Annotated in this window: 21 protein-coding genes; 10 read left to right on the top strand and 11 right to left on the bottom strand. The window is 59.1% G+C overall.

Features of this window, described 5'->3' with window-relative positions:
• Nucleotides 1–12 precede the first annotated feature (12 nt).
• From aceF to yacL, 4 genes are all read left to right on the top strand, one after another.
• Nucleotides 13–1,911 carry a pyruvate dehydrogenase complex dihydrolipoyllysine-residue acetyltransferase gene (aceF, locus tag DBY66_RS10355; protein WP_071669067.1) on the top strand — a complete coding sequence of 633 codons (1,899 nt, stop codon included), beginning with the start codon at nt 13–15 and terminating at the stop codon, nt 1,909–1,911.
• A 173-nt stretch (nt 1,912–2,084) separates the two neighbouring features.
• The gene (lpdA, locus tag DBY66_RS10360) at nt 2,085–3,509 is read left to right on the top strand and encodes a dihydrolipoyl dehydrogenase (protein WP_039385712.1); all 1,425 of its coding nucleotides are present in this window, start codon (nt 2,085–2,087) and stop codon (nt 3,507–3,509) included.
• A 336-nt stretch (nt 3,510–3,845) separates the two neighbouring features.
• On the top strand, nt 3,846–6,443 hold the full coding sequence (gene acnB, locus DBY66_RS10365; protein ID WP_104085531.1) for a bifunctional aconitate hydratase 2/2-methylisocitrate dehydratase: 2,598 nt from the start codon (nt 3,846–3,848) through the stop codon (nt 6,441–6,443).
• Between the two features lie 171 nt (nt 6,444–6,614).
• Nucleotides 6,615–6,977, top strand: a complete 363-nt coding sequence (gene yacL / locus DBY66_RS10370) for a protein YacL (RefSeq protein WP_094110740.1) — start codon at nt 6,615–6,617, stop codon at nt 6,975–6,977.
• 26 nt (nt 6,978–7,003) lie between these two features.
• Here the strand turns inward: yacL and DBY66_RS10375 are convergent, their stop codons facing one another.
• Nucleotides 7,004–7,351: a YacC family pilotin-like protein gene (locus DBY66_RS10375; RefSeq protein ID WP_039382635.1), complete on the bottom strand. Its 348-nt coding sequence runs from the start codon at nt 7,349–7,351 to the stop codon at nt 7,004–7,006.
• 166 nt (nt 7,352–7,517) lie between these two features.
• On the opposite strand from DBY66_RS10375, the gene cueO reads away from it, so the two are divergent.
• On the top strand, nt 7,518–9,116 hold the full coding sequence (gene cueO, locus DBY66_RS10380; RefSeq protein WP_108569996.1) for a multicopper oxidase CueO: 1,599 nt from the start codon (nt 7,518–7,520) through the stop codon (nt 9,114–9,116).
• A gap of 42 nt (nt 9,117–9,158) precedes the next feature.
• On the opposite strand, the gene DBY66_RS10385 is transcribed toward cueO, so the two are convergent.
• Nucleotides 9,159–10,451: a cystathionine gamma-synthase family protein gene (locus tag DBY66_RS10385; RefSeq protein ID WP_071669064.1), complete on the bottom strand. Its 1,293-nt coding sequence runs from the start codon at nt 10,449–10,451 to the stop codon at nt 9,159–9,161.
• Nucleotides 10,452–10,618: 167 nt separating this feature from the next.
• On the opposite strand from DBY66_RS10385, the gene hpt reads away from it, so the two are divergent.
• The 3 genes from hpt (at nt 10,619) to DBY66_RS10400 (ending at nt 13,084) form a co-directional block, all read left to right on the top strand.
• The gene (gene hpt / locus DBY66_RS10390; protein ID WP_094110743.1) at nt 10,619–11,155 is read left to right on the top strand and encodes a hypoxanthine phosphoribosyltransferase; all 537 of its coding nucleotides are present in this window, start codon (nt 10,619–10,621) and stop codon (nt 11,153–11,155) included.
• Nucleotides 11,156–11,390: 235 nt separating this feature from the next.
• Nucleotides 11,391–12,317: an ABC transporter ATP-binding protein gene (locus DBY66_RS10395; RefSeq protein WP_039382642.1), complete on the top strand. Its 927-nt coding sequence runs from the start codon at nt 11,391–11,393 to the stop codon at nt 12,315–12,317.
• Nucleotides 12,314–13,084 carry an ABC transporter permease gene (locus DBY66_RS10400; RefSeq protein WP_039382646.1) on the top strand — a complete coding sequence of 257 codons (771 nt, stop codon included), beginning with the start codon at nt 12,314–12,316 and terminating at the stop codon, nt 13,082–13,084. Before DBY66_RS10395 ends, DBY66_RS10400 begins: the two co-directional genes overlap by 4 nt.
• Before the next feature lie 83 nt (nt 13,085–13,167).
• Here the strand turns inward: DBY66_RS10400 and panD are convergent, their stop codons facing one another.
• The 9 genes from panD to thpR all read right to left on the bottom strand — a co-directional run bounded on the left by panD (nt 13,168) and on the right by thpR (nt 20,239).
• Entirely contained in the window at nt 13,168–13,548 is a 381-nt protein-coding gene (gene panD, locus DBY66_RS10405) for an aspartate 1-decarboxylase (RefSeq protein ID WP_039382649.1), read from the bottom strand.
• A gap of 36 nt (nt 13,549–13,584) precedes the next feature.
• On the bottom strand, nt 13,585–14,439 hold the full coding sequence (panC, locus tag DBY66_RS10410; RefSeq protein WP_039382651.1) for a pantoate--beta-alanine ligase: 855 nt from the start codon (nt 14,437–14,439) through the stop codon (nt 13,585–13,587).
• A 15-nt stretch (nt 14,440–14,454) separates the two neighbouring features.
• The gene (gene panB, locus DBY66_RS10415) at nt 14,455–15,249 is read right to left on the bottom strand and encodes a 3-methyl-2-oxobutanoate hydroxymethyltransferase (RefSeq protein ID WP_108569997.1); all 795 of its coding nucleotides are present in this window, start codon (nt 15,247–15,249) and stop codon (nt 14,455–14,457) included.
• A gap of 81 nt (nt 15,250–15,330) precedes the next feature.
• Nucleotides 15,331–15,816 carry a 2-amino-4-hydroxy-6-hydroxymethyldihydropteridine diphosphokinase gene (gene folK / locus DBY66_RS10420; RefSeq protein WP_039382657.1) on the bottom strand — a complete coding sequence of 162 codons (486 nt, stop codon included), beginning with the start codon at nt 15,814–15,816 and terminating at the stop codon, nt 15,331–15,333.
• Nucleotides 15,813–17,234 carry a polynucleotide adenylyltransferase PcnB gene (pcnB, locus tag DBY66_RS10425; RefSeq protein WP_233499582.1) on the bottom strand — a complete coding sequence of 474 codons (1,422 nt, stop codon included), beginning with the start codon at nt 17,232–17,234 and terminating at the stop codon, nt 15,813–15,815. Before pcnB ends, folK begins: the two co-directional genes overlap by 4 nt.
• A gap of 40 nt (nt 17,235–17,274) precedes the next feature.
• Nucleotides 17,275–18,198: a tRNA glutamyl-Q(34) synthetase GluQRS gene (gluQRS, locus tag DBY66_RS10430; protein ID WP_104085526.1), complete on the bottom strand. Its 924-nt coding sequence runs from the start codon at nt 18,196–18,198 to the stop codon at nt 17,275–17,277.
• A gap of 85 nt (nt 18,199–18,283) precedes the next feature.
• Entirely contained in the window at nt 18,284–18,739 is a 456-nt protein-coding gene (dksA, locus tag DBY66_RS10435) for an RNA polymerase-binding protein DksA (protein ID WP_039382663.1), read from the bottom strand.
• 240 nt (nt 18,740–18,979) lie between these two features.
• Nucleotides 18,980–19,699 carry a DNA/RNA nuclease SfsA gene (sfsA, locus tag DBY66_RS10440; protein ID WP_039382667.1) on the bottom strand — a complete coding sequence of 240 codons (720 nt, stop codon included), beginning with the start codon at nt 19,697–19,699 and terminating at the stop codon, nt 18,980–18,982.
• A 9-nt stretch (nt 19,700–19,708) separates the two neighbouring features.
• Nucleotides 19,709–20,239: an RNA 2',3'-cyclic phosphodiesterase gene (thpR, locus tag DBY66_RS10445; protein WP_039382671.1), complete on the bottom strand. Its 531-nt coding sequence runs from the start codon at nt 20,237–20,239 to the stop codon at nt 19,709–19,711.
• A 36-nt stretch (nt 20,240–20,275) separates the two neighbouring features.
• Between thpR and hrpB the strand changes: the two genes are divergently transcribed.
• Both hrpB and mrcB read left to right on the top strand, forming a co-directional pair.
• Complete coding sequence (gene hrpB / locus DBY66_RS10450; protein ID WP_108569999.1) at nt 20,276–22,750, top strand: ATP-dependent helicase HrpB; 2,475 nt, start codon at nt 20,276–20,278, stop codon at nt 22,748–22,750.
• Between the two features lie 97 nt (nt 22,751–22,847).
• Nucleotides 22,848–25,388 carry a bifunctional glycosyl transferase/transpeptidase gene (gene mrcB, locus DBY66_RS10455; RefSeq protein WP_108570000.1) on the top strand — a complete coding sequence of 847 codons (2,541 nt, stop codon included), beginning with the start codon at nt 22,848–22,850 and terminating at the stop codon, nt 25,386–25,388.
• Nucleotides 25,389–25,586 lie beyond the last annotated feature (198 nt).

The raw sequence follows: 25,586 nt of genomic DNA on the forward strand, positions 1-25,586 counted from the left end.
AGGTAAAGAGTAATGGCTATCGAAATTAACGTACCGGATATCGGGTCAGACGAAGTTGAAGTCACCGAAATTTTGGTGAAGGTGGGCGACAGCGTTGAAGCTGAGCAGTCGCTGATCTCTGTGGAAGGCGATAAAGCCTCGATGGAAGTGCCTTCGCCGCAGGCGGGCGTGGTTAAAGAGATCAAAATCGCCGTCGGTGACAAAGTGAATACCGGCTCGCTGATTATGGTGTTTGACGCTGAAGGTGCGGCAGAAGCTGCACCGGCTGCCGAAGAGAAAAAAGCAGAAGCCGCGCCGGCTCCTGCTGCTGCAACGGCAACCGCCAGCAAAGAGGTTAACGTACCGGATATCGGTGGTGATGAAGTCGAAGTCACAGAGATCCTGGTTAAAGTGGGCGACAAGGTTGAAGCTGAGCAGTCGCTGATCACCGTTGAAGGCGACAAAGCTTCAATGGAAGTGCCTGCGCCGTTTGCTGGCGTAGTGAAAGAGATCAAAATCGCTACCGGCGATAAAGTGAACACCGGTTCACTGATTATGATCTTTGACGCAGAAGGCGACGCACCGGCTGCCGACGCGAAACCACAGATGAAAGAAGAGGCGACCTCCGCCCCGGCTGCAGCTGCAGGCGCGAAAGAGGTAAACGTACCGGATATCGGCGGTGATGAAGTTGAAGTGACCGAGGTACTGGTGAAAGCGGGCGATAAAGTCACCGCTGAGCAGTCGCTGATTGTGGTTGAAGGCGATAAAGCCTCTATGGAAGTGCCGGCGCCGTTTGCCGGTACGGTAAAAGAGCTGAAAGTGGCCACCGGTGACAAAGTCAGTACCGGCTCACTGATCATGATCTTTGAAGTGGAAGGCGGCGCACCATCGCCAGCACCGGCAGCCAAACCGGAAGCGGCCGCCGCGCCGGCGAAAGCGGAGGCTAAACCCGCTGCAGCACCTGCGCCGGCTAAAGCGGAAGCGAAAAGTGAGTTCGCTGAGAATGACGCCTATGTGCACGCCACGCCGGTGATCCGTCGTCTGGCGCGCGAGTTTGGCGTTAACCTGGCGAAGGTGAAAGGCACCGGGCGTAAGGGCCGCATCCTGAAAGAGGATGTGCAGACTTACGTGAAAGAGGCGGTGAAACGCGCTGAGGCTGCGCCAGCTGCTGCTGCAGGCGGCGGTCTGCCAGGCATGCTGCCATGGCCGAAGGTAGACTTCAGCAAGTTTGGTGAAGTGGAAGAAGTGGAGCTGGGCCGTATCCAGAAAATCTCTGGTGCTAACCTGAGCCGTAACTGGGTCATGATCCCGCACGTTACGCACTTCGATAAAACCGATATCACCGATCTGGAAGCGTTCCGCAAGCAGCAGAACGCGGAAGCCGAGAAACGCAAGCTGGATGTGAAGTTCACCCCGGTGGTGTTCATCATGAAAGCGGTTGCGGCGGCCCTGGAGCAGATGCCGCGTTTCAACAGCTCGCTGTCTGAAGATGGTCAGAAACTGACGCTGAAGAAATACATCAACATCGGCGTGGCGGTTGATACGCCAAATGGTCTGGTGGTTCCGGTGTTCAAGGATGTGAATAAGAAAGGCATCACTGAACTCTCGCGTGAGCTGATGGCAACCTCGAAGAAAGCGCGCGATGGCAAACTGACCGCCAGCGATATGCAGGGCGGCTGTTTCACCATCTCCAGCCTTGGCGGCCTGGGCACGACGCACTTCGCGCCTATCGTCAACGCGCCGGAAGTGGCGATCCTTGGCGTCTCCAAATCGGCCATGGAGCCGGTCTGGAACGGTAAAGAGTTTGCACCGCGTCTGATGATGCCGATCTCGCTCTCGTTTGACCACCGCGTGATCGACGGTGCTGATGGTGCGCGTTTCATCACCATCATCAACAATATGCTGTCTGATATTCGCCGTCTGGTGATGTGAAGTTAATCAAGGCCGGCAAATGCCGGCCTTGTTGTAAGCATTCAGTTGTTACCGCGGTTGGCAGTTTATTAACAATTCTGTAAACTCTCGCGGTGAAATGTCCCGGTGGCGACAGGGTAGCATGAGCCTGGGAAAGGTCGCTCTGACCGCCGGCAATCTAACAAGAGGTCATGATGAGTACAGAGATTAAAACTCAAGTCGTGGTACTTGGGGCAGGTCCTGCAGGTTACTCTGCAGCCTTCCGTTGCGCTGACTTAGGTCTGGAGACCGTTCTGGTTGAGCGCTACAACACCCTCGGTGGTGTTTGTCTGAACGTAGGCTGTATCCCGTCAAAAGCGCTGCTGCACGTCGCGAAAGTGATTGAAGAAGCGAAAGCGCTGGAAGAGCACGGCATCGTGTTTGGTCAGCCGCAGACAGACATTAACAAGATCCGCACCTGGAAAGAGAAGGTGATCAACCAGCTGACCGGCGGTCTGGCCGGAATGGCGAAAGGCCGTAAGGTCAAAGTCGTAAACGGTCTGGGTAAATTCACCGGTGCCAACACCCTGGTGGTTGAAGGTGAGGGTGGCGCAACCACCATCAACTTCGATAACGCAATCATCGCCGCAGGCTCACGCCCTATCGAGCTGCCGTTTATCCCGCATCACGATCCGCGCGTCTGGGACTCTACGTCAGCGCTGGAGCTGCGTGAAGTGCCGAAGCGTCTGCTGGTCATGGGCGGCGGCATCATCGGTCTGGAGATGGCGACAGTTTACCATGCGCTGGGTTCAGAGATTGACGTGGTTGAGATGTTTGACCAGGTGATCCCGGCAGCGGATAAAGACGTGGTTAAAGTCTTTACCAAGCGTATCAGTAAGAAATTCAATCTGATGCTGGAAACCAAAGTCACCGCGGTTGACGCGAAAGATGACGGTATCTATGTGTCGATGGAAGGTAAAAAAGCGCCTGCTGAGGCGCAGCGCTATGACGCGGTGCTGGTCGCCATTGGCCGCGTGCCAAACGGTAAAGGCCTCGACGCCGGTAAAGCGGGCGTGGAAGTGGACGAGCGCGGCTTTATCCGTGTCGATAAGCAGATGCGTACCAATGTGCCGCACATCTACGCTATCGGTGATATCGTGGGTCAGCCTATGCTGGCGCACAAAGGCGTGCACGAAGGCCACGTTGCCGCTGAGGTCATCTCTGGTCTGAAGCACTACTTCGATCCGAAAGTGATCCCATCCATCGCCTATACCGAGCCGGAAGTTGCATGGGTAGGTCTGACTGAGAAAGAAGCCAAAGAGAAGGGCATCAGCTACGAAGTCTCCACCTTCCCATGGGCGGCCTCAGGCCGTGCTATCGCTTCTGACTGCGCTGACGGCATGACCAAGCTGATCTTTGACAAAGAGACGCATCGCGTTATCGGCGGTGCTGTAGTCGGCACCAACGGCGGCGAGCTGCTGGGTGAAATCGGTCTGGCGATCGAAATGGGTTGTGATGCCGAAGATATCGCGCTCACCATCCATGCGCACCCGACGCTGCATGAATCAGTTGGCCTTGCCGCTGAAATCTTTGAGGGCAGCATCACCGATCTGCCAAACGCGAAAGCGAAGAAGAAGTAAGTTTCACTTCTGCGATCAACGGCTCCTGCGGGGGCCGTTTTTTTTTTGCTGTTACAGCCGCAGGCATAACTAAAGGTTAGCCAGATCATTTTCTGCCACGCTGAAAGTTATGATCTGAAAACCGCCTGCCGCATATCTGCCGCTTTTTTTTCCGTCTGCAGGGGAATACCCGGACAGTTATGCCGGAAATTGGCTGGATGTTGCTTTTTTGTAAACAGATTAACAATCAGGCGAAATCCTGCTATGCTGGCCGACGCAGAACCGGGCACCTCACCCTACTGTTTAACAGCATCAAGGTGTACCGGAAAGCTATACAATGAGAGCGAGGAGAACGTCGTGCTAGAAGAATACCGTAAGCACGTTGCCGAGCGTGCTGCCCAGGGAATCGTACCTAAGCCGTTAGATGCTTCCCAGATGGCCGCGCTGGTTGAACTGCTGAAAAGCCCGCCTGCGGGTGAAGAAGAATTTCTGGTTGACCTGCTGGTTAACCGCGTCCCGCCAGGCGTTGATGAAGCCGCCTATGTTAAAGCCGGTTTCCTGGCTGCTGTCGCAACGGGCGAAGCCCACTCTCCTCTGGTTACGCGCGAGAAAGCTGTTGAACTGCTGGGCACCATGCAGGGTGGCTATAACATCCACGCGCTGATTGAAGCACTCGACGACGAAGCACTGGCACCGATTGCCGCTGAAGCGCTGTCCCATACGCTGCTGATGTTCGACAACTTCTACGATGTGGAAGAGAAAGCCAAAGCGGGTAACGCCCACGCAAAAAAAATCCTGCAATCCTGGGCTGATGCCGAGTGGTTCCTGAAGCGTCCTAAGCTGGCTGAAAAAATCACCACCACCGTGTTCAAAGTGACCGGCGAAACCAACACCGACGACCTCTCTCCGGCGCCGGATGCGTGGTCGCGCCCGGATATTCCACTGCATGCGCTGGCGATGCTGAAAAACCCGCGTGATGGTATTGAGCCAGACGAGGCGGGCAACATTGGCCCGATCAAACAGATTCAGGCGCTGCAGCAGAAAGGCTTCCCGCTGACGTATGTCGGCGACGTCGTCGGTACCGGCTCATCACGTAAATCCGCCACCAACTCGGTGCTGTGGTTTATGGGTGAAGATATCCCGTACGTGCCGAACAAAAAGGGCGGCGGTCTCTGCCTCGGCGGTAAAATTGCCCCGATTTTCTTCAACACCATGGAAGATGCCGGCGCGCTGCCGATCGAACTGGATGTTGAGCGCCTGAACATGGGCGATGTGATTGACGTTTACCCGTATAAAGGCGAAGTCCGCAGTCACGAAACCAATGAACTGCTGGCAACCTTTGAACTGAAAACCGATGTGCTGCTGGATGAAGTCCGCGCCGGCGGCCGTATTCCGCTGATTATCGGTCGCGGCCTGACGACGAAAGCACGCGAGTCACTCGGCCTGCCGGCAAGCGACGTCTTTGTGCAGGCGAAAGATATCGCCACCAGCACGCGCGGCTACTCGCTGGCGCAGAAGATGGTGGGCCGCGCCTGTGGCGTTGAGGGTATTCGTCCGGGCGCGTACTGCGAGCCGAAGATGACCTCTGTGGGTTCACAGGATACCACCGGTCCGATGACGCGCGATGAGCTGAAAGACCTGGCGTGCCTCGGCTTCTCCGCCGATCTGGTGATGCAATCCTTCTGCCACACCGCGGCCTATCCGAAGCCGGTTGATGTGACCACGCACCATACGCTGCCGGATTTCATCATGAACCGCGGTGGCGTCTCGCTGCGTCCGGGCGATGGTATTATTCACAGCTGGCTGAACCGTATGCTGCTGCCGGATACCGTTGGCACCGGCGGTGACTCACACACCCGCTTCCCGATTGGCATCTCTTTCCCGGCGGGTTCCGGCCTGGTGGCGTTTGCCGCTGCGACTGGCGTGATGCCGCTCGATATGCCGGAATCGGTGCTGGTGCGCTTTAAGGGCACCATGCAGCCGGGCATTACGCTGCGCGATCTGGTACACGCTATCCCGCTGTACGCGATTAAGCAGGGCCTGCTGACGGTAGAGAAGAAGGGCAAGAAAAACATCTTCTCCGGCCGTATTCTGGAGATCGAAGGTCTGCCGGATCTGAAAGTTGAGCAGGCTTTTGAGCTGTCTGATGCCTCCGCTGAGCGTTCTGCTGCCGGTTGTACCATCAAGCTGGATAAAGCGCCGATCATCGAGTACCTGAACTCCAACATCGTCCTGCTGAAGTGGATGATCTCGGAAGGCTACGGCGATCGCCGTACGCTGGAGCGCCGCGTTGAGGGCATGGAGAAATGGCTGGCCGATCCGCAGCTGCTGGAAGGCGATGCAGATGCAGAATACGCTGCGGTGATCGAGATCGATCTGGCGGATATCAAAGAGCCGATTCTGTGTGCACCAAACGATCCGGATGATGCGCGCTGGCTCTCTGACGTGCAGGGCGAGAAGATTGACGAAGTGTTTATCGGCTCCTGCATGACCAATATCGGTCACTTCCGCGCGGCCGGTAAGCTGCTGGACGCGCATAAGGGCCAGCTGCCGACGCGTCTCTGGGTGGCTCCGCCAACCAAGATGGATGCGGCGCAGCTTACCGAAGAGGGCTACTACAGCGTCTTTGGTAAAAGCGGTGCGCGTATTGAGATCCCGGGCTGTTCGCTCTGCATGGGTAACCAGGCACGCGTGCAGGACGGTGCGACGGTGGTCTCCACGTCGACCCGTAACTTCCCGAACCGTCTGGGTAACGGCGCCAACGTCTTCCTGGCATCAGCCGAGCTGGCTGCCGTCGCTTCGCTGCTTGGCAAACTGCCAACGCCGGACGAGTATCAGCAGTTTATGGTGCAGGTGGATAAAACGGCCGACGACACCTATCGCTATCTCAACTTTGACCAGCTGGGTCAATATACCGAGAAAGCGGACAGCGTGATTTTCCAGACCGCCGTATAACGCGACGGGTAAATCGGGGGGGGATGATGCGCATCATCCCCCTTTTTTTATGCCTTTTTTACCGGCGGCACTCCCGGCATAATGCGAGCGCGATCCCACTTTATTACGCGCGCTGCGCTCAGAATGCACATAAACGTGCAGTCCGGCGCGCTACTGGTATGAGGTAACCCAATGGAGTATGAATTTTTACGCGATATCACCGGCCAGGTCAGGGTGCGCATGTCGATGGATCACGAAGCGGTAGGCCACTGGTTTAACGAAGAGGTCCGCGACAACGCCGGGCTGCTGGATGAAGTAGAAGCGGCGGCGCGTGCGGTAAAAGGCACCCATCAGCAGTGGCAGCGTATCGGACATGAGTACACGCTGTGGCTGGATGAAGAAGAGGTGATGATCCGCGCTAACCAGCTGGCGCTGGAGGATGAGGGGCTGGAAGAGGGCATGGCCTACTACGATGAAGAGAGTCTCTCGTTCTGCGGCGTGGAGGACTTTCTGGCGGTCATCGCGGCTTACCGGCAGTTTATGGCGGGCAGATAACCGGCACCACGCCACATGATACATTCTTACTTAACGTAGGCCAGCAGGCTCAGTGAATCACGCGCCAGCGATTTGCACTTCTTATCGTTATTGATTGCAATGCCACTGAGATCTTTATAGCTCTCTTCGCCCAGCGCTTTCATGTTGTAGCTGCTGTAGTTGCTCAAATCCCAGCGGTTCTGCTGGGCAAAAAACACCAGCGCTTTGCGAATTTGTGCATCCGGCAGCGCCTGGTAGCCGCAGTCGTTTTTCAGATAGACAAAGACCGCCGTCAGGTCAGCCAGATCTTCCGCTTCAGACTCGCTCAGCGCAAAACTGCTGGTGGAGAAGCCAAAGAGTCCCGCCAGCAGCAGGATCTTAATGCTTTTTGTCATAATGGTTCTCAGCAAAGGACAATCCATTGACGTTAGCACAGTTACCGTCCGGATTCCGCTTCTTTTACCCCGGCGACGGGCAGGCTACTATTTTACTGCCCGGCACTTGACGCTCCCGCAGGGGCAGGGTTTAGGCTGGGTGCCTCATTATCACAAGGATATGCGTATGCAACGTCGCACTTTTCTCAAACTGACCGCGGCGCTCAGCGCGGCAGGCGCACTGCCGCTATGGAGCCGCTCACTGATGGCGGCTACGCGGCCGCTGCTGCCGATCCCTGCGCTGCTTGAGCCAGATGCGCGCGGTCACTACAGCCTTACCGCCATGACGGGCAGCACGCAGTGGCAGGGTAAAGCGGTGCCGACATGGGGCTATAACGGCAGCCTGCTCGGGCCGGTTCTGCGCCTGCAGCGCGAGAAGCGCGTCACGGTCAATATTCATAACCGGCTGCCGGAAGCGACCACCGTACACTGGCACGGCCTGGCGATTCCGGGTGACGTGGATGGAGGCCCGCAGGCGATTATCGCGCCCGGTGCCACGCGGCAGGTGAGCTTTACCCCCGATCAGCCGGCGGCGACCTGCTGGTTTCATCCGCATCTGCACGGCAAAACCGGTCATCAGGTGGCGCAGGGATTAGCCGGGCTGGTGCTGCTGGAGGATGAAGCGTCCGGCAAGCTGCGTCTGCCGATGCAGTGGGGAGCCGATGACGTACCGCTGATTTTCCAGGATAAACAGCTTAACAGCGCCGGCACGCATATCGATTATCAGCTGGATGTGATGCGCGCGGCGGTAGGCTGGTTTGGCGATATGATGCTGACCAACGGCGTGCAGTATCCGCAGCACGCCGTGCCGCGCGGCTGGCTGCGCCTGCGGCTGCTTAACGGCTGTAACGCCCGCTCGCTGGAGATCGCCACCAGCGATAAACGACCAGTCTATGTGGTGGGCAGCGATGGCGGACTGCTCGCTGAACCGGTACAGGTGACGTCGCTGTCACTGCTGCCGGGCGAGCGCTTTGAGGTGCTGCTCGATACCTCTGACGGGCAGCCTTTTGATATCGTCACGCTGCCGGTGACGCAGATGGGGATGACGCTGCCGCCGTTTGATCGGCCACTGCCGCTGGTGCAGATCCTGCCGCTGCGCATTATGGCGAGCGGGACGCTGCCGGACACGCTGGTGGATCTGCCGCCGCTGCCTGCCAGTGACGGCGTACAGAACCGCTGGCTGCAGCTGATGATGGATCCGCAGCTGGATAAGCAGGGGATGCAGGCGCTGATGGATCGTTATGGCCATCAGGCGATGGGGGGCGCGGCAGACCACGGCGCGGCAGAGACGCACAGCGGACACGATGCCATGCCGATGGAACAGAGCGAACATGGCGCGATGCCGATGGATCACGGTGCGCACGACGCTGCCGCATACGATTTTCACCACGGCAATAAGATCAACGGCGAAGCGTTTAACATGCAGAAGCCGATGTTTGCCGTGCCGCTGGGTAAAACCGAGAAGTGGACGATTTCAGGCGAGGGCGATGCGATGCTGCATCCGTTCCATATTCACGGTGCACAGTTCCGTATCCTGTCAGAAAACGGCAAGCCGCCCGCCGCGCATCGCGCCGGCTGGAAAGATATGGTTAACGTCAACGGCTGGCGCAGTGAAGTCGTGGTGCGGTTCGACTATGCTGCCAGCGCGGAGCATGCCTATATGGCACACTGCCATCTGCTGGAGCACGAAGATACCGGCATGATGCTCGGCTTCACTGTCGCGTAGCGGGCCAGACGACCGCAAGGGCGGCATCTGAGCCGCTCGGCGTCAGCCGCCGTCTGCCGCCTCCAGCGCCTGGCTGATATCCGCAATCAGGTCGTCCGGATGCTCAATCCCGATCGACAGGCGCACCGTCGCGTCGCTGATGCCAATGCGCTGACGTACCGCCAGCGGCACGCCAGAGTGGGTGGTGCTGGCCGGATGGCTGGCGAGCGACTCGGTGCCGCCCAGGCTTACCGCCAGCTTAAACAGCGTCAGCGCGTTGAGAAAGCGGAAAGCCGCAGGTTCACCGCCCTGAATATCAAAGGAGAAGGTCGAGCCGGCGCCGCTGCACTGACGCCGGTACGTTTCTCCGGCCGCACTCTGTGCGTCAAGATAGGGCAGCCAGAACAGCGCCGCGACCTGAGGCCGGTCGCGCAGGAAGGCGGCGACCCGTTCCGCATTTGCGGCGGCTTTCTCCATGCGCAGCGCCAGCGTCTCCAGCGAACGGCCAATCATCCAGCTTGAGTGCGGGTCGAGCTGCGTGCCGATCGCGCTGCGCAGCGCGCGCACAGATTTCATCAGCGTCCGGCTGCCCAGCGCGGCGCCGGCGATAAGGTCGGAGTGGCCGCCCACATATTTGGTCAGCGAATAGAGCGAGATATCTGCGCCATGCTGCAGCGGATGCTGAAACAGCGGCCCCAGCAGCGTATTATCGCAGGCGATAACCGGACGCGAACCCTGCTGCTGTGCAATGACATCCGCCACCTGCGCAATAAGCCGGATATCCACCAGGCTGTTGGTGGGGTTGGCCGGCGTCTCGATCAGGATCAGGGCGACCCGGCCACGCTGCCACGCCAGCTTCGCCGCCTCATAAACCTTATCTTCATCCGTACCCTCGCTGAACCCTACGGCTTTAATTTCCAGATCGTGCAGCGTCTTGCTCAGCAGCGTTTCTGTGCCACCATACAGCGGCTGTGAATGCAGGATCACCTCGCCCGGCCGCGCAAACGCAAGCAGCGTAGTGGCAATGGCTGACATACCGGAAGAGAAGAGCACCGCGCTCTCAGCGCCCTCATAGATCGCCAGACGATCTTCAACGATTTCGCTGTTGGGATGGTTAAAGCGTGAATAGACCAGCCCGCCGCTCTGACCAGCAGGCGGCTGACGGCGACCCGATACATAATCAAAAAAATCTTTGCCCTCTTCGGCACTGTTGAAAACAAAGGTTGAGGTAAGAAACACCGGCGGTTTTACCGCGCCTTCTGACAGCCGAGGATCGTAACCGTAATTAAGCATCTGCGTTTCCGGATGCAGCGTGCGCCGATCGGAAGGTTCTTTATTGCTGGATGAGTTTGCCATAGCAGCTCCGGCTGAATCAGGATAAAGCGCGTAAACCCTGCTATAGAGTTAATGCCATCGCGGTAAATTTTGCTACGTAATCGTTTGCGTTCTGCGGGCGCGGTTAGCCATCAGGCGCATTGTGATAGACTGCGGAGCTTTCTGAAAACCTTAACCAGGCGAACGCAATGAAACACACCGTTGATGTGATGATCTCCCGGGAGGAGATTGCAACCCGTATTGCCGAGCTGGGCAAACAGATCAGTGAAGCCTACCGCGACAGCGGCAGCGAGATGGTGCTGGTTGGTCTGCTGCGCGGCTCCTTTATGTTTATGGCCGATCTGTGTCGGGCGATTGATGTTCCGCATGAGGTCGACTTTATGACCGCCTCCAGCTACGGCAGCGGCATGTCGTCGTCACGCGACGTCAAAATCCTGAAAGATCTCGATGAAGATATTCGCGGTAAAGATGTGCTGATCGTGGAAGATATCATCGACTCCGGCAACACGCTGAGCAAAGTGCGTGAGATCCTGCGCCTGCGTGAGCCAAAATCGCTGGCCATCTGCACGCTGCTGGATAAACCCGAGCGTCGTGAAGTTGAGGTGCCGGTCGAATATGTGGGCTTTACCATTCCCGATGAGTTTGTCGTGGGCTTTGGCATTGACTACGCGCAGCGCTATCGTCATCTGCCTTATATCGGCAAAGTCACCATGCAGGACGCATAACCGCACAATCTACCTGGGTCATTTTGGCCGTTCCGGGATAGAATCAGCCGCCCGTAAGTGACTGACTTGCGGGCCTGATGCACTTTTCTGCACGATACAGCGCGTCATGCGCTCCCCGCAGGCGCACCACGTCTGATTTCAACACAAATTCTGCTGAATTCGCCGCACGTCTGGCGCGGGCGCACTATCATTTTCATCAGGCTTTGATGTCACAACAACAGGATATGGACTCGCAATGACTTATGCACTGGAACTTTCCGGGCTGACCAAGACCTATCCCGGCGGCGTACAGGCGCTGAAAGGTCTCGATCTGAACGTAGAGGCGGGCGACTTTTACGCTCTGCTGGGACCAAACGGGGCCGGTAAATCGACCACCATTGGGATTATCAGCTCGCTGGTTAATAAATCTGGCGGCAGCGTTCGGGTATTTGGTTACGACCTGCAAAAAGATGTGGTCAATGCCAAGCGCCAGCTCGGGCTGGTGCCACAGGAGTTCAACTTTAACCCGTTTGAAACCGTGATGCAGATCGTCGTAAACCAGGCAGGCTATTACGGCGTGGAGCGGGCAGAGGCGAACAAACGTGCGGAGAAGTATCTTAACCAGCTCGATCTGTGGGGCAAACGCAATGAGCGCGCCCGCATGCTTTCAGGCGGTATGAAGCGCCGCCTGATGATTGCGCGTGCGCTGATGCATGAGCCCAAGCTGCTGATTCTGGATGAGCCGACGGCCGGCGTGGATATTGAGCTGCGCCGCTCAATGTGGGTGTTTCTGAAAGAGCTGAATGCGAAAGGCACCACGATTATCCTCACCACGCACTATCTGGAAGAGGCAGAGATGCTGTGTCGCAATATCGGCATCATTCAGAGCGGCGAACTGGTGGAGAATACCTCCATGAAAGGCCTGCTCTCTAAACTGAAATCGGAAACCTTTATTCTCGATCTCGCCCCGCGCAGCGCGCTGCCGCAGCTGGAGGGCTTTCAGTATCGCCTGGTGGATACCTCGACGCTGGAAGTAGAAGTGATGCGTGAGCAGGGGCTTAACAGCGTATTCAGTCAGCTGAGCGCGCAGGGCGTACAGGTGCTGAGCATGCGTAACAAAGCAAACCGGCTGGAAGAGCTGTTTGTGGGACTGACACAGGGTAAAGCAGGAGGCAGAGCATGACGCATCTTTATTGGGTCGCGTTAAAGAGTATCTGGAGCAAAGAGATTAACCGGTTTGCCCGCATCTGGATCCAGACGCTGGTCCCGCCGGTGATCACCATGACGCTCTACTTTATTATTTTCGGTAACCTGATTGGTTCACGCATTGGCGACATGCACGGCTTCAGCTATATGCAGTTTATCGTGCCGGGCCTGATTATGATGTCGGTGATCACCAACGCCTATGCTAACGTCGCCTCCTCTTTTTTCAGCGCAAAATTCCAGCGCAATATTGAAGAGCTGCTGGTGGCACCGGTGCCGACCCACATCATCATTGCCGGCTATGTCGGCGGCGGCGTGGCGCGTGGCGTCTGCGTGGGGATCCTGGTGACGGCGGTCTCGCTCTTCTTTGTGCCGTTCCACGTTTTCTCCTGGCCAATGGTTGCCATCACTCTGCTGCTGACCGCGGTGCTCTTTTCGCTGGCGGGTCTGCTCAACGCGGTGTTCGCCCGCACGTTTGATGATATCAGCCTGATCCCGACCTTTGTGCTGACGCCGCTGACTTATCTGGGCGGCGTCTTCTATTCGCTGGCGCTGCTGCCGCCGTTCTGGCAGGCAGTCTCGAAGCTGAATCCGGTGGTGTATATGATCAGCGGCTTCCGGTACGGCTTCCTCGGCATTAACGATGTGCCGCTGGTGTTTACGCTGTCGGTGCTGTTAGCGTTTATCGTGGTGTTTTATGTGCTGGTGTATACGCTGATCCAGCGCGGTCGCGGCTTACGCACCTGAATGTTATTGAGCGGGATAATAAACAGGGGCGCCGGAAGGGCGCCCCTGATGTTTCCGGCAGCTCAGCGTAATATGGCTGAACGCTACGCAACCTGAACCGGCAGCGCCCGGGCAAGACGTTTCATCTCATTATCGCCCTCAAAATAGGCCACCTTTGGCTGCCAGCTGCGCGCCACTTCATCCTCTACCTGCACGTAAGAGCAGATAATCATGATGTCTCCGGCACAGGCGCAGCGCGCGGCAGCACCGTTTACGGAGATAATTTTTGATCCCCGCTCGGCGGCGATGGCGTAGGTGGAAAAACGCTGGCCGTTGGTCACATTGTAAATATCGATCGCTTCATATTGCAGAATGCCGGCGGCATCCAGGAAATCCTGATCGATCGCGCAGGAGCCTTCATAGTGCAGATCGGCCTGCGTGACTTTGACGCGGTGCAGTTTGCCCTGCAGAACAGTACGAATCATCGCGGTATACCCTTAAGCTGCTGTTTAAACGACGGCTTACGCCATCAGATCCACTTGCTGATTATCAATCAGACGCGCGTTGCCCAGCCAGGCGGCCATCAGGATCACCGCGCGCTGGCTCTCCACCGTCAGCGGCTGCAGCGTGCTGGCATCGCAGATCGCCAGCCCGTCAGGACGAAACCCCTTTTCCTGCAGCGCGGCATTCGCCTGTTCAATAATCTCATCAATGTGGCGTTCGCCGTTGCTGAGGCGCTCCGCCATACTCTGCATAACCTGGCTCAGGCCCGGTGCCAGCCTGCGTTCATCGGCAGTAAGATAGCCATTGCGCGAACTCAGCGCCAGCCCATCTTTCGCCCGCACGGTGGGCACGCCAACGATGTCGATATCAAAGCCCATATCCGCAACCAGTTTGCGTATGATCGCCAGCTGCTGAAAGTCCTTTTCGCCAAAACAGGCGACGTCAGGCTGCACCAGGTTGAACAGTTTGCTGACGATCGTAGCGACCCCACGGAAGTGGCCCGGACGGCTGGCACCCTCCAGCAGTGCGGAGAGCACCGGCACCTCAACAAACGTCTGGTTCTCTGTACCCTGCGGATAGATCGCCTGCGGTGCCGGTGCAAATACCAGATCCACACCGTGACGGTTAAGCTTTTCGCAATCGTCCTGCAGCGTGCGCGGATAGCGTGCAAGGTCATCCGCGCGGTCAAACTGCATCGGATTAACAAACACCGAGACCACGACCACATCAGCCCGCTGGCGCGCTTCATCAACCAGCGTCAGGTGGCCATCATGCAGATTGCCCATCGTGGGCACCAGGGCGATACGTTTGCCCGCCTGGCGCCAGCGACGGATCTCGCGGCGTAGCATCGGCAGCGTTTCAATGATCAACACGATAAATCTCCGGATTCAGAAGAAGCTGTGTTCGGCGGCAGGATAGGTGCCAGCCTCAACGTCGGCAATATACTGGCGAATTGCCGCGCGAATGTCGCCGGTTTCGGCGAGGAAATTTTTGGCAAATTTTGGAATGTGGCCACCGGTGATGCCAAAGGCGTCATGCATCACCAGAATCTGGCCATCGGTGACGTTACCTGCGCCGATGCCGATCACCGGAATGGTCAGCGCCTGGGTGATGCGCGCCGCCAGCGCGACCGGCACGCACTCCAGTACCATCAGCTGTGCGCCAGCGGCTTCCAGCGCCAGGGCGTCTGCCAGCAGGCGTTCAGCGTCCGCCTCATCACGGCCCTGCACTTTGTAGCCGCCAAAAATATTTACCGACTGCGGCGTCAGGCCCAGATGGCCACAGACCGGTACGGCGCGCTCGGTCAGCATGCGTACACTCTCCGCCAGCCACGCACCCCCTTCCAGTTTGACCATGTTGGCACCGGCGCGCATCAGCTGCGCGGCAGAGGCGAAAGTCTGCTCCGGAGTGGCATAGCTCATAAAGGGCAGGTCAGCCATAATCAGTGCCTGCGGCGCGCCACGGCGCACGGCGGCGGTATGATAGGCGATATCAGCCACCGTCACCGGCAGCGTGGAATCATGCCCCTGCACCGTCATACCCAGCGAATCGCCAATCAGCATCACCTGAATGCCTTCATCGGCAAACAGGCGGGCAAAGCTGAAATCATAAGCGGTAAGAGTGGCAAAGCGGCGCCCGCTGGCTTTCAGCTGGCGCAGATGAGAGATAGTGGTTGGTTTCATCGCAATCTCCGGCGTTTCTGATGCGCGCAGTGTACTGGATTGCTTGCAGGGGGGATATGACCGGCAGGAAATTATCGCGTGTCAGACGGACCAGAGGGTGATTTCGCTGCAGTCCAGCGTGGCGAGCACGCCGCTCAGCGGACGGCCATCGGGCAGGCGCAGACCCGGCGCAATCTCCAGCAGCGGCAGCAGCATAAATGCCCGGTTGTGCATATCATAGTGCGGTACGGTTAAACGCGGCGTATGGATCACCTGATTGCCAAACAGCATGATATCGATATCGAGCGTACGCGGCCCCCAGCGCTCAGCTTTGCGCACGCGGCCATGTTCCAGCTCAATATGCTGGGTGTGATCCAGCAGCGTCTCGGGCAGCAGCGCTGTATCAAGCGCCACTACCGCGTTCAGGTAATCGGGCTGATCCGCCGGACCATAGGGCGGCGTGCGATAGAACGATGAGGTCGCCACGCGGGAAGTCTCCGGCAGCGTATCGAGCGCCGCAAGCGCTGCATCAATCTGATGCAGCGGATCGGCAAGATTACTGCCCAGGGCGAGATAGACGCGATTCATGATGCGTTGCTGCTGCTGCCCTGTTCGCGACGCGGACCGGTGGAGCGGCGGCGCGGACGGCGCGGTTTACGGCGCGGCTGCGGATCGTCCCCCAGCGTGTTCAGCATGGTTTTCTGCTGGACCGGAACGGCGGCCTGGAATTCACCCCACCACTGGCTGAGACGCTGCAGTTCCGGATTCTTTTCTACTTCAGCACGCAGCGCCAGCAGGTCGTAAGCGGCGCGGAATTTCGGATGCTCCATCAGCTTCCATGCGCGTTTGCCGTGGCGACGCGACATACGCAGCTGCAGCTGCCAGATATCGCGGACCAGGGTGGTAATGCGTTTCGGGATCGCCAGCGCGCGGCACGCCTCGTCCAGCGTATCATTCATGGAGAGTGCAAACGCGTCATAGTAGGTCAGGCCGCTCTCCTGAGCGATACGCTCAGCGGATTCCAGCTGCGGATACCAGAACATTGCGGCAAACAGAAACGCCGGATTGACACGCAAATCGTTGTGCAGCCGGGTATCGGTGTTTTTCAGCACCTGCGCCAGCATGCGTTCCATCATGCTGTCGCCTTGCTCGGTAAAGTGGCGCGCCAGGGTCGGGAACAGCGGCTGGAAGAGCTGATATTCACACAGCATCTGCCAGGTGCGGTAGCCATAGCCAGCCTGCAGCAGCTTCAGCGCCTCTTCAAACAGGCGGGCGGGCGGAACGTCATTCAGCAGCGTCGCCAGGCGCGGGATCGGCTCGGCGGTTTCCGGCGCAATCTGCATATTGAGTTTGGCGGCAAAGCGCACCACGCGCAGCATGCGTACCGGATCTTCACGGTAGCGCGTCTCCGGATCGCCAATCAGGCGTACCACGCCCTCCTGCAGATCCTGCAGGCCACCCACATAGTCGCGGACCGTGAAGTCTGCCACGCTGTAGTAGAGGCTGTTGATGGTGAGATCGCGGCGCTGCGCATCATCTTCGATGCTGCCAAAAATATTGTCGCGCAGCAGCATGCCGTTCTGGCCGCGCTGCGAGCTGTTGCGATCGTCGTCGCTCTCTTCCTGATGGTGGCCGCGGAAAGTCGCCACCTCGATCACTTCCGGCCCAAACATCACGTGCGCCAGACGGAAACGGCGGCCAACCAGACGGCAGTTGCGGAACAGTTTGCGCATCTGCTCAGGCGTGGCATTGGTCGTCACGTCGAAATCTTTCGGCTTTTTGCCCAGTAGCAGGTCGCGTACGCCGCCGCCGACCAGGTAAGCTTCAAAGCCTGCTTTATTCAGGCGATAGAGCACCTTAAGGGCGTTTTCGCTGATATCTTTGCGTGAGATGTTATGGTTTTCCCGGGGAATGATGGTCATCTGGTTTTCAGCTTCCACCTCTTCAGGCACCTCCTCGTCACGCTTGAGGACTCTCCGGCAAAAATTAGCGACTCGGGTAAAAATGGGACACCTCGACAGTGACAAAAAATGGGTGGTAATAAAATCAGCGGCTAATCATAGCCTGTTGCGAACCATTTAGGAATGGCGTTGTCATTTCATCCGGCTTTAGCGCGTCATGTAACGGGATCTGCGCCGGCGCCCAGCGCGTAATGGCCTGGCTCAGCAGCAACGCCAGCGGGCTATCCTGCCAGCCTTCTTCTGCCGGCTGTCCGAGAAAGCGCAGCGCCTGCACCAGCAGCGGACGCGGATCGCCAGCGGGCAGGGCAGGGGCGTGATTCTGCTTGGAGAGTTTATTGCCGTCAGCGGCGATCGCCAGCGGCAGATGCAGGTATGCCGGCGGCGTCCAGCCAAACTGCTGATAGAGCGCAATCTGACGCACCGTCGGGGCGATTAGATCCGCGCCGCGCACAATTTCGGTAACGCCCTGGTCATGATCGTCGACCACCACCGCCAGGTTATAGGCGAACAGCCCGTCCCGGCGATGGATAATAAAATCCTCTTCCGCCAGCTGAGGATCCGCCAGCAGCTCCCCGCGCAGCCGATCGGTAAAATGCCGGACCGGCGCGTGCTGGCGCAGGCGCAGCGCCGCGTTATCCGGCGGGAGCTGGCGATCGCGACAGTAACCATCGTAATACCCACCCAGCTGCTGAATACGCCGGCGACTGCAGGTGCAGAAATAGCTCTGACGATGAGTGCGCAACCAGGCCAGCGCCGCCCGATACGCATCATGCCGCTGTGACTGCCACATCACTTCACCATCCCACTCCAGCCCGTAATGCTCCAGCTGCTGCAGAATGCGCGTGGCAGCACCCGGTACTTCACGTGGCGGATCGATATCTTCAATACGCACCAGCCAGCGGCCCTGCTGCGCACGCGCGCTGAGATAACTGCCGAGTGCAGCAATCAGGGAACCAAAATGAAGATCGCCGGAGGGCGAAGGGGCGAAGCGACCAATACAGGAGGACATAGCAGAGGGTGTCACTGGAAGATACACCGCACGGCGGGGAAAGATTGATTTTCCCTGCTGTGCGGTGAGAACAGGCGGATGGACATCAGCCAGCCATCTGCTTCTCGCGGATCTCAGCCAGCGTTTTGCAGTCAATGCAAAGATCGGCAGTCGGACGCGCTTCCAGACGGCGGATACCGATTTCAACACCGCAGGATTCACAGTAGCCGAAGTCGTCATCTTCCACTTTTTTCAGCGTCTTCTCGATCTTCTTAATCAGCTTACGCTCGCGATCGCGGTTACGCAGTTCCAGGCTGAACTCCTCTTCCTGCGCTGCTCGGTCAACCGGATCGGGGAAGTTAGCAGCTTCGTCCTGCATGTGTGACACAGTACGGTCTACTTCATCCCTGAGTTGGTTGCGCCAGGCTTCCAGAATCTTACGGAAGTGGCCTAACTGGGCGTCGTTCATATACTCTTCGCCCGGTTTCTCCTGATACGGCTCCACACCTGCGATGGCGAGGATACTCAGGGACGATGTTTTACGGTTTTGCCCTTCTTGCATGTTGTTTCTCCTGGATAACACGCACTACCCGTTGCGATTCAGACTGCCCGGCAGGATTGCTGCACGGCTGGCCTGTCTGCTCTGGGTTTATCGATTCCCATCAGGGAAAAAAACAGGCCGCTATAAATAGCAGAAGCAATCAAGGTTGGCAATTATTCCTGAACACACCTTGACAAGCCTGTGAGTAAAAGCGTATTTAGCGCGCCTCCGGCTCCATCCTGACACAGTTTATCGCCACTATTATGACAGCTCAGCGCAGGCTGCCACCGGCAGCGGTCGGGAGAGCTGCATCTGCTCAGGAGAAAGCGTGGCCTGATACGCAAACACTTCTACGCCACGGCGCTGTGCCTGTACCAGTAGTTCTGCGTAGTGCGCGTCGATATGGCGCGCCGGGGAAACGTCCTCAATCCCCGTGTGCAGAACAGCAAACAACAAAACGGCCCGATGACCTTCTGCCGCGATTGCACTGAGTTCGCGCAGATGCTTCTGTCCGCGGACCGTCACCGCATCCGGAAAGTAGCCTTTACCATTCTGTAAAAGGGTGACGGATTTGACTTCAATATAGCAGTTTGATCTGCCCTCTGCCTGCAGAAGGAAATCAATTCGGCTTTTTTCCGTGCCATATTTCACTTCGCTGCGGCAGTGGGTGTAACCGGATAATTCCGGAATATGCTGTTGCTGCAGCGCCTCCTGCACCAGCTGGTTAGCGCGCAGCGTATTAACGCAGATCCAGTGGCCCGACTGCGTCTCTGTCAGCTCCCAGCTGTGCGGATATTTGCGCGTCGTGCTGGCTGACGTGGAGTACCACACCGTGTCGCCGGGCGTGGCGCAGCCGGTCATGGCGCCGGTGTTGGCGCAGTGGATGGTCAGCAGGTCGCCCTCAGGCGTCACGATGTCAGCCAGAAAGCGCTTGTAGCGCGCCACCAGACGAGCCGGCTTAAGCGGCAGAGTAAACTGCATGGTGGATCCTCAGGCTGAAGTGAGCGGCCAGCGCGCCACGGTTTTGTAGCGCGTACGGCCGCGGGAAAAGAGCGATGAACAGAGCGCAAACCGGGTCGCTTCCATCTGCCAGTGAAACCCGCGCGGCGGCAGCACAATGCGCTGTGTGGCGTGGCGCAGCAGGGTAACGTGCGGATGAAAAGGCTGTGCGCTCTGCGCGCAGCCGTGTCGTGCCGCCTGAGCGCGCAGCAGCGACGCCAGCTGCAGCAGTCCGCGCGGCGCGCGGCGGCAGCCGAGCCATACTACGCCGGGGCGTGGCCAGTGTCCGGCATCATCCAGGTCAAGCGTAAAAGCGGGCTGGGTAATACGCGCGGCGAGCTGTTGCAGGCTCTCCTGCGTCTCGCGGTTCACCTCACCCAGAAACGCCAGCGTCAGATGCAGGTTGGCCGCTGCAACCGGCGTACCGGCCTCAGCGGCAAAATTATCCGCCCGCCACTGCACCAGCTGCTGCTGAAGCGGAGCAGGCAGTTCAAGAGCAAAAAACAGGCGTTGCGTGGTCATAAGCGTGCTCCGGTAATCTGCGCCGGGTGGTGTACAATGCGCGCCATATTAGCACAGGCAGAGCAGGAGAAGAGCGTGAGTGAATTACCGGTCAGCGAGGTATTGCCTGCGCTGCTGACGGCGCTGGAGCGTTCGCCCCAGGTGCTGCTGGCGGCCCCTACCGGCGCAGGAAAATCGACCTGGCTGCCGCTGCAGCTGCTGCAGGCGTCGCTGCCGGGGCGTATTATTATGCTGGAACCGCGTCGTCTGGCGGCGCGCAATGTGGCCCAGCGGCTGGCGGAGCAGCTTGGCGAGCAGCCGGGCGACACCGTGGGTTACCGGCTGCGCGGTGAGAGCTGCGTCGGTGCGCATACCCGACTCGAAGTGGTCACCGAGGGGATCCTGACGCGCATGCTGCAGCGCGATCCCATGCTGGAGGACGTAGCGCTGGTGATCCTCGATGAGTTTCATGAGCGCAGCCTGCAGGCCGATCTGGCGCTGGCGCTGCTACTGGATGTGCAGCAGGGGCTGCGCGATGACCTGAAGCTGCTGCTGATGTCCGCCACGCTGGATAATCAGCGTCTGCAGGCGCTGCTGCCCGCTGCGCCTGCCATTGTATCGGCCGGACGCAGTTATCCGGTGGCGCGCCGCTATGCCAGCCTCAATCCGCAGACGCGTTTTGAGGAGGCGGTGGCGCGCGAGGTCGCCCAGCTGCTGCGCGAGGAGCACGGCTCGCTGCTGCTGTTTCTGCCGGGCGTGGCGGAGATTGAGCGTGTCAGGCGGGAGCTGAGCGCACGGGTGGGGGACGATATCGATCTGGCTCCGCTCTATGGTGCGCTGCCGCTGGAGGCGCAGCGGCGCGCCATTCTGCCGGCCGCCGCCGGCCGCCGGAAGGTCGTGCTCGCTACGAACATTGCGGAGACCAGCCTGACCATCGAGGGGATCCGTCTGGTGGTCGATAGCGCGCTGGAGCGGGTCGCGCAGTTTGATGCCCGCAGCGGCGTCACCCGGCTGCAAACGCAGCGTATCAGTCAGGCATCCATGACGCAGCGCGCCGGGCGCGCCGGCCGGCTTGAGCCGGGTATCTGCCTGCATCTGCTGGCACAGGAGCAGGCGCTGCGCGCGCCGGCGCAGAGTGATGCAGAGATCTTAAGCAGCGATCTCGCCGGTCTGCGGCTGGAGCTGCTGCAGTGGGGCTGTAGCACGGCAGCGCAGCTGCAGTGGCTTGACCTGCCGCCGGCCCGCAACCTGCAGGCGGCGGACGCGCTGCTGCACCAGCTGGGCGCGCTGGACAGCGCCGGACGGCTTAACGCCACCGGCCGGAAAATGGCGCGGCTCGGCAGCGATCCGCGTCTTGCGGCCATACTCTGCGCGGCGGGGGAGGAGAGCGATGCCATTGCCAGCGCGGCGCTGCTGGTGGCCACTCTCGAAGATCCGCCGCGCGGCGGCAGCGTCGATTTGCGTGACGCGCTGAACCATCCCCAGCCGCAGTGGCAGCGGCGGGCGCGGCAGTGGCAGCAGCGTCTGCACGCCAGCGGTGGACGGGTGGATGCCGATCGCATTCCGCTGCTGCTGGCGGCGGGTTTTGCCGACCGCATTGCGCAGCGGCGCGGCGAGAGCGCACGCTACCAGCTGGCAAACGGTCTCGGCGCCATGCTGGATGAGGATCACGGCCTTAGTCGCTATCCCGCCCTGATTGCGCCCGCGCTGCTGCAGGGGGCGGGCGCGGCGGACGCACGCATGCTGCTGGCGCTGCCGGTGGACCTGACGGCGCTGCGGGCAGCGCTGCCGCAGCTCATTACCCGCCGGGTTGACGTGGAATGGGATGAGGAGAGAGGCACGCTGCGCGCCTGGAAACGCGAACTGCTGGGCGAGCTGGTGCTCAGCGCGCAGCCGCAGGCGCGGCCAGACGCTGAGATTCTGCATCCTGCCATGCTGCGCTGGATACGCGAAAAGGGATTGTCGGTGCTGGGCTGGACGCCGGAAGCGGAGCAGCTGCGCCTGCGCCTGCAGTGCGCGACGCAGTGGTTGCCGGAAGAGGGGTGGCCGCCGCTGGACGATACGGCATTGCTTGATACACTGGAAAGCTGGTTACTGCCTGAGATGACGGGCGTGCGCGATCTGAAAGGGCTGCAGGGCATTAACCTCAGCCGGGCATTATTACATTTGCTGACATGGTCGCAACGTCAGCGGCTGGATAGTGCGCTGCCAACTCACTACACTGTGCCGACCGGAAGCCGCCTGCCCATCCGCTATCACGCAGAGAATCCGCCCGCGCTGGCCGTTCGCCTGCAGGAGATGTTTGGCGAGGCGCAGAATCCGGCTATCGCTGAGGGCCGCGTGCCGCTGGTGCTGGAGCTGCTGTCACCGGCGCATCGTCCGCTGCAGATCACCCGCGATCTGGCGGCGTTCTGGCGCGGCGCGTACCCCGAGGTGCAGAAAGAGATGAAAGGGCGCTACCCCAAACATCCATGGCCGGACGATCCGGCCAGCGCCCTGCCAACACGGCGCACCAAAAAGTTTTCCCCGTAACCCTGTGGATCGAATTCAGAGGGTTCTGCCATGCGCCGCGGGAGAAAGCAGTTAGAGTAACGGCCGCAGCTACCGCTATGCCTGGAGAGAAGAGAGTATGTCTGGGAACGATCGCGAACCTATTGGGCGCAAAGGAAAAGCGCCAAAGCCGCCGCGCACTACCGCGCGGCGCGGGCACCGCAAAGAGCCTGATGGCCACATCGGGCAAACTGATATTGATGAAGATTATGAGGAGAGCGCTCCGGTGCCACCGAAAAGTAAAGGAAGGGGTAAAGGCCCGCAGCGCGGCAAGCGCCGCTGGTTAGGCTGGCTCATTAAGCTCTTCCTCGTTGTTGTTGTTGTGATGGCGGCCTGGGGCGTCTATCTCGACTCTGAGATCCGCAGCCGTATTGATGGTAAAGTCTGGCAGCTGCCTGCCGCCGTCTACGGGCGCATGGTCAGCCTTGAGCCTGGCATGGCCTATGATAAGAAAGAGATGATTGCGCTGCTGGAAGGTACGCAGTATCGCGAAGTGTCGCGCATTACGCGTCCGGGCGAGTTCAGCGTCAAGGGCAATACCATCGATCTGCTGCGCCGGCCGTTTGATTTTCCTGACAGCAAAGAGGGACAGATCAACGCGCGTCTGACCTTCAGCAACGATGAGCTCTCCGGTATTAAAAATCTCGATACCGGGCGCGACTTCGGTTTCTTCCGTCTCGATCCGCGCCTGATCACCATGCTGCAGTCGCCTAACGGCGAACAGCGTCTGTTTGTGCCGCGTGCCGGCTTCCCGGATCTGCTGGTCGATACGCTGATCGCGACCGAAGATCGTCACTTCTATGAGCATGACGGGATCAGCCCTTACTCGATCGGCCGTGCATTTCTGGCCAACATCACCGCCGGAAAAGCGGTACAGGGCGGCAGTACGCTGACGCAGCAGCTGGTTAAAAACCTGTTCCTGACCAATGAGCGCTCACTATGGCGTAAAGCGCGTGAAGCCTATATGGCGGTGATCATGGATGCGCGTTACAGCAAAGATCGCATCCTTGAGCTCTACCTCAATGAGGTCTATCTCGGTCAGGCCGGTAACGATCAGATCCGCGGCTTCCCGCTGGCCAGCCTCTACTATTTCGGGCGTCCGGTTGATGAGCTCAGCCTCGATCAGCAGGCGATGCTGGTCGGAATGGTAAAAGGCGCCTCGCTCTACAACCCGTGGCGGAATCCAAAGCTGGCGCTGGAGCGACGTAATCTGGTGCTGCGTCTGCTGCAGCAGCAGCAGGTGATTGACCAGGAGCTGTATGACATGCTCTCGGCGCGTCCGCTGGGCGTACAGCCAAAAGGCGGCGTGATCACCCCGCAGCCCGCCTTTATGCAGATGGTGCGTAATGAGCTGCAGGCGAAGCTGGGCGACAAGGTAAAAGATCTCTCGGGCGTGAAAATTTTCACCACGCTCGATCCGGTTTCACAGGACGCGGCTGAAAAGGCGGTAGAAGAGGGGATCCCCACGCTGAAGAAACAGCGCGGGCTGAAAGATCTGGAAACCGCCATGGTGGTGGTAGACCGCTTCAGCGGTGAAGTGCGTGCTATGGTGGGCGGTTCCGATCCGCAGTTTGCTGGCTATAACCGCGCGCTGCAGGCGCGCCGCTCTATCGGCTCGCTGGCGAAACCGGCTACCTATCTGACCGCGCTGAGTCAGCCCAATAGCTACCGGCTGAACAGCTGGATCGCGGATGAACCGATTGCGCTGAAGCAGCCCAACGGCAGCGTCTGGAAGCCAATGAACGACGATCGTCGCTTCAGCGGCAAGGTGATGCTGGTGGATGCGCTGACTAACTCCATGAACGTGCCAACGGTTAATCTGGGCATGACGCTGGGGCTGGATGCGGTAGTGGATACCTGGAATAAACTGGGCGTGTCGAAAGATCAGCTACATCCGGTGCCGGCGATGCTGCTGGGCGCGCTGAACCTGACGCCGGTGGAAGTGGCGCAGGCGTTCCAGTCGATCGCCAGCGGCGGCAACCGTGCTGACCTGTCGGCGGTGCGTTCGGTCATCGCTGAAGATGGCTCGGTTCTGTTCCAGAGCTTTCCGCAGGCGCAGCGCGTGGAGCCTGCTCAGGCGGCCTATCTGACGCTCTATACCATGCAGCAGGTGGCGGAACGCGGTACCGCCCATGCTCTGGGCGCACGCTATCCGAAAGCGCACCTGGCGGGCAAAACCGGGACCACCAACGATCTGATCGACAGCTGGTTTGCCGGTGTTGACGGTAAAGAAGTGGCGATTACCTGGGTCGGACGTGATAACAACCAGACGTCGAAACTCTATGGCTCCAGCGGTGCGATGCAGATTTACCGTCGCTATCTCGATAATCAGGCGCCGATGCCGCTGGTCCTGACGCCGCCGGAGGATATCACGCAGATGAACGTTGATTCTGCGGGTAATTTCGTCTGCGGATCTGGCAGCAGTACCTGGCGTTCACTGCCGGTCTGGACGCTGGATCCGGCCGCACTCTGCCAGCAGCAGATGGAGCAGCAGCAGGTGTTCCAGCAGCAACAGCAGCAGCCTGAGCAGCAACAGCAACAGCAGCAACAGTCGCAGAATGAGCAAAAGGATTCTGACGGCGTGGCGGGCTGGATCAAAGATATGTTCGGCAGTAAATAAGTCATCCCTTCATACAGGGCGCTCCGGCGCCCTTTTTTTTTTGCCTCCGGTTTTTTATCCGCGATCAATTGATGCTGCAATCGGGCAGTAATTGCGGCAATCGCGCAGATTACATCTTGCAGATCGCGCGCAGCTTCGCCTAGAATCTTTGCGTCTGATAATCATTATCGTTTTCATTCGCCCGCATTGTTCATCTGT

The sequence above is a fragment of the Pantoea sp. RIT413 genome (genome assembly GCF_003057675.2).
Taxonomy (GTDB): Bacteria; Pseudomonadota; Gammaproteobacteria; order Enterobacterales; family Enterobacteriaceae; genus Pantoea; species Pantoea eucrina.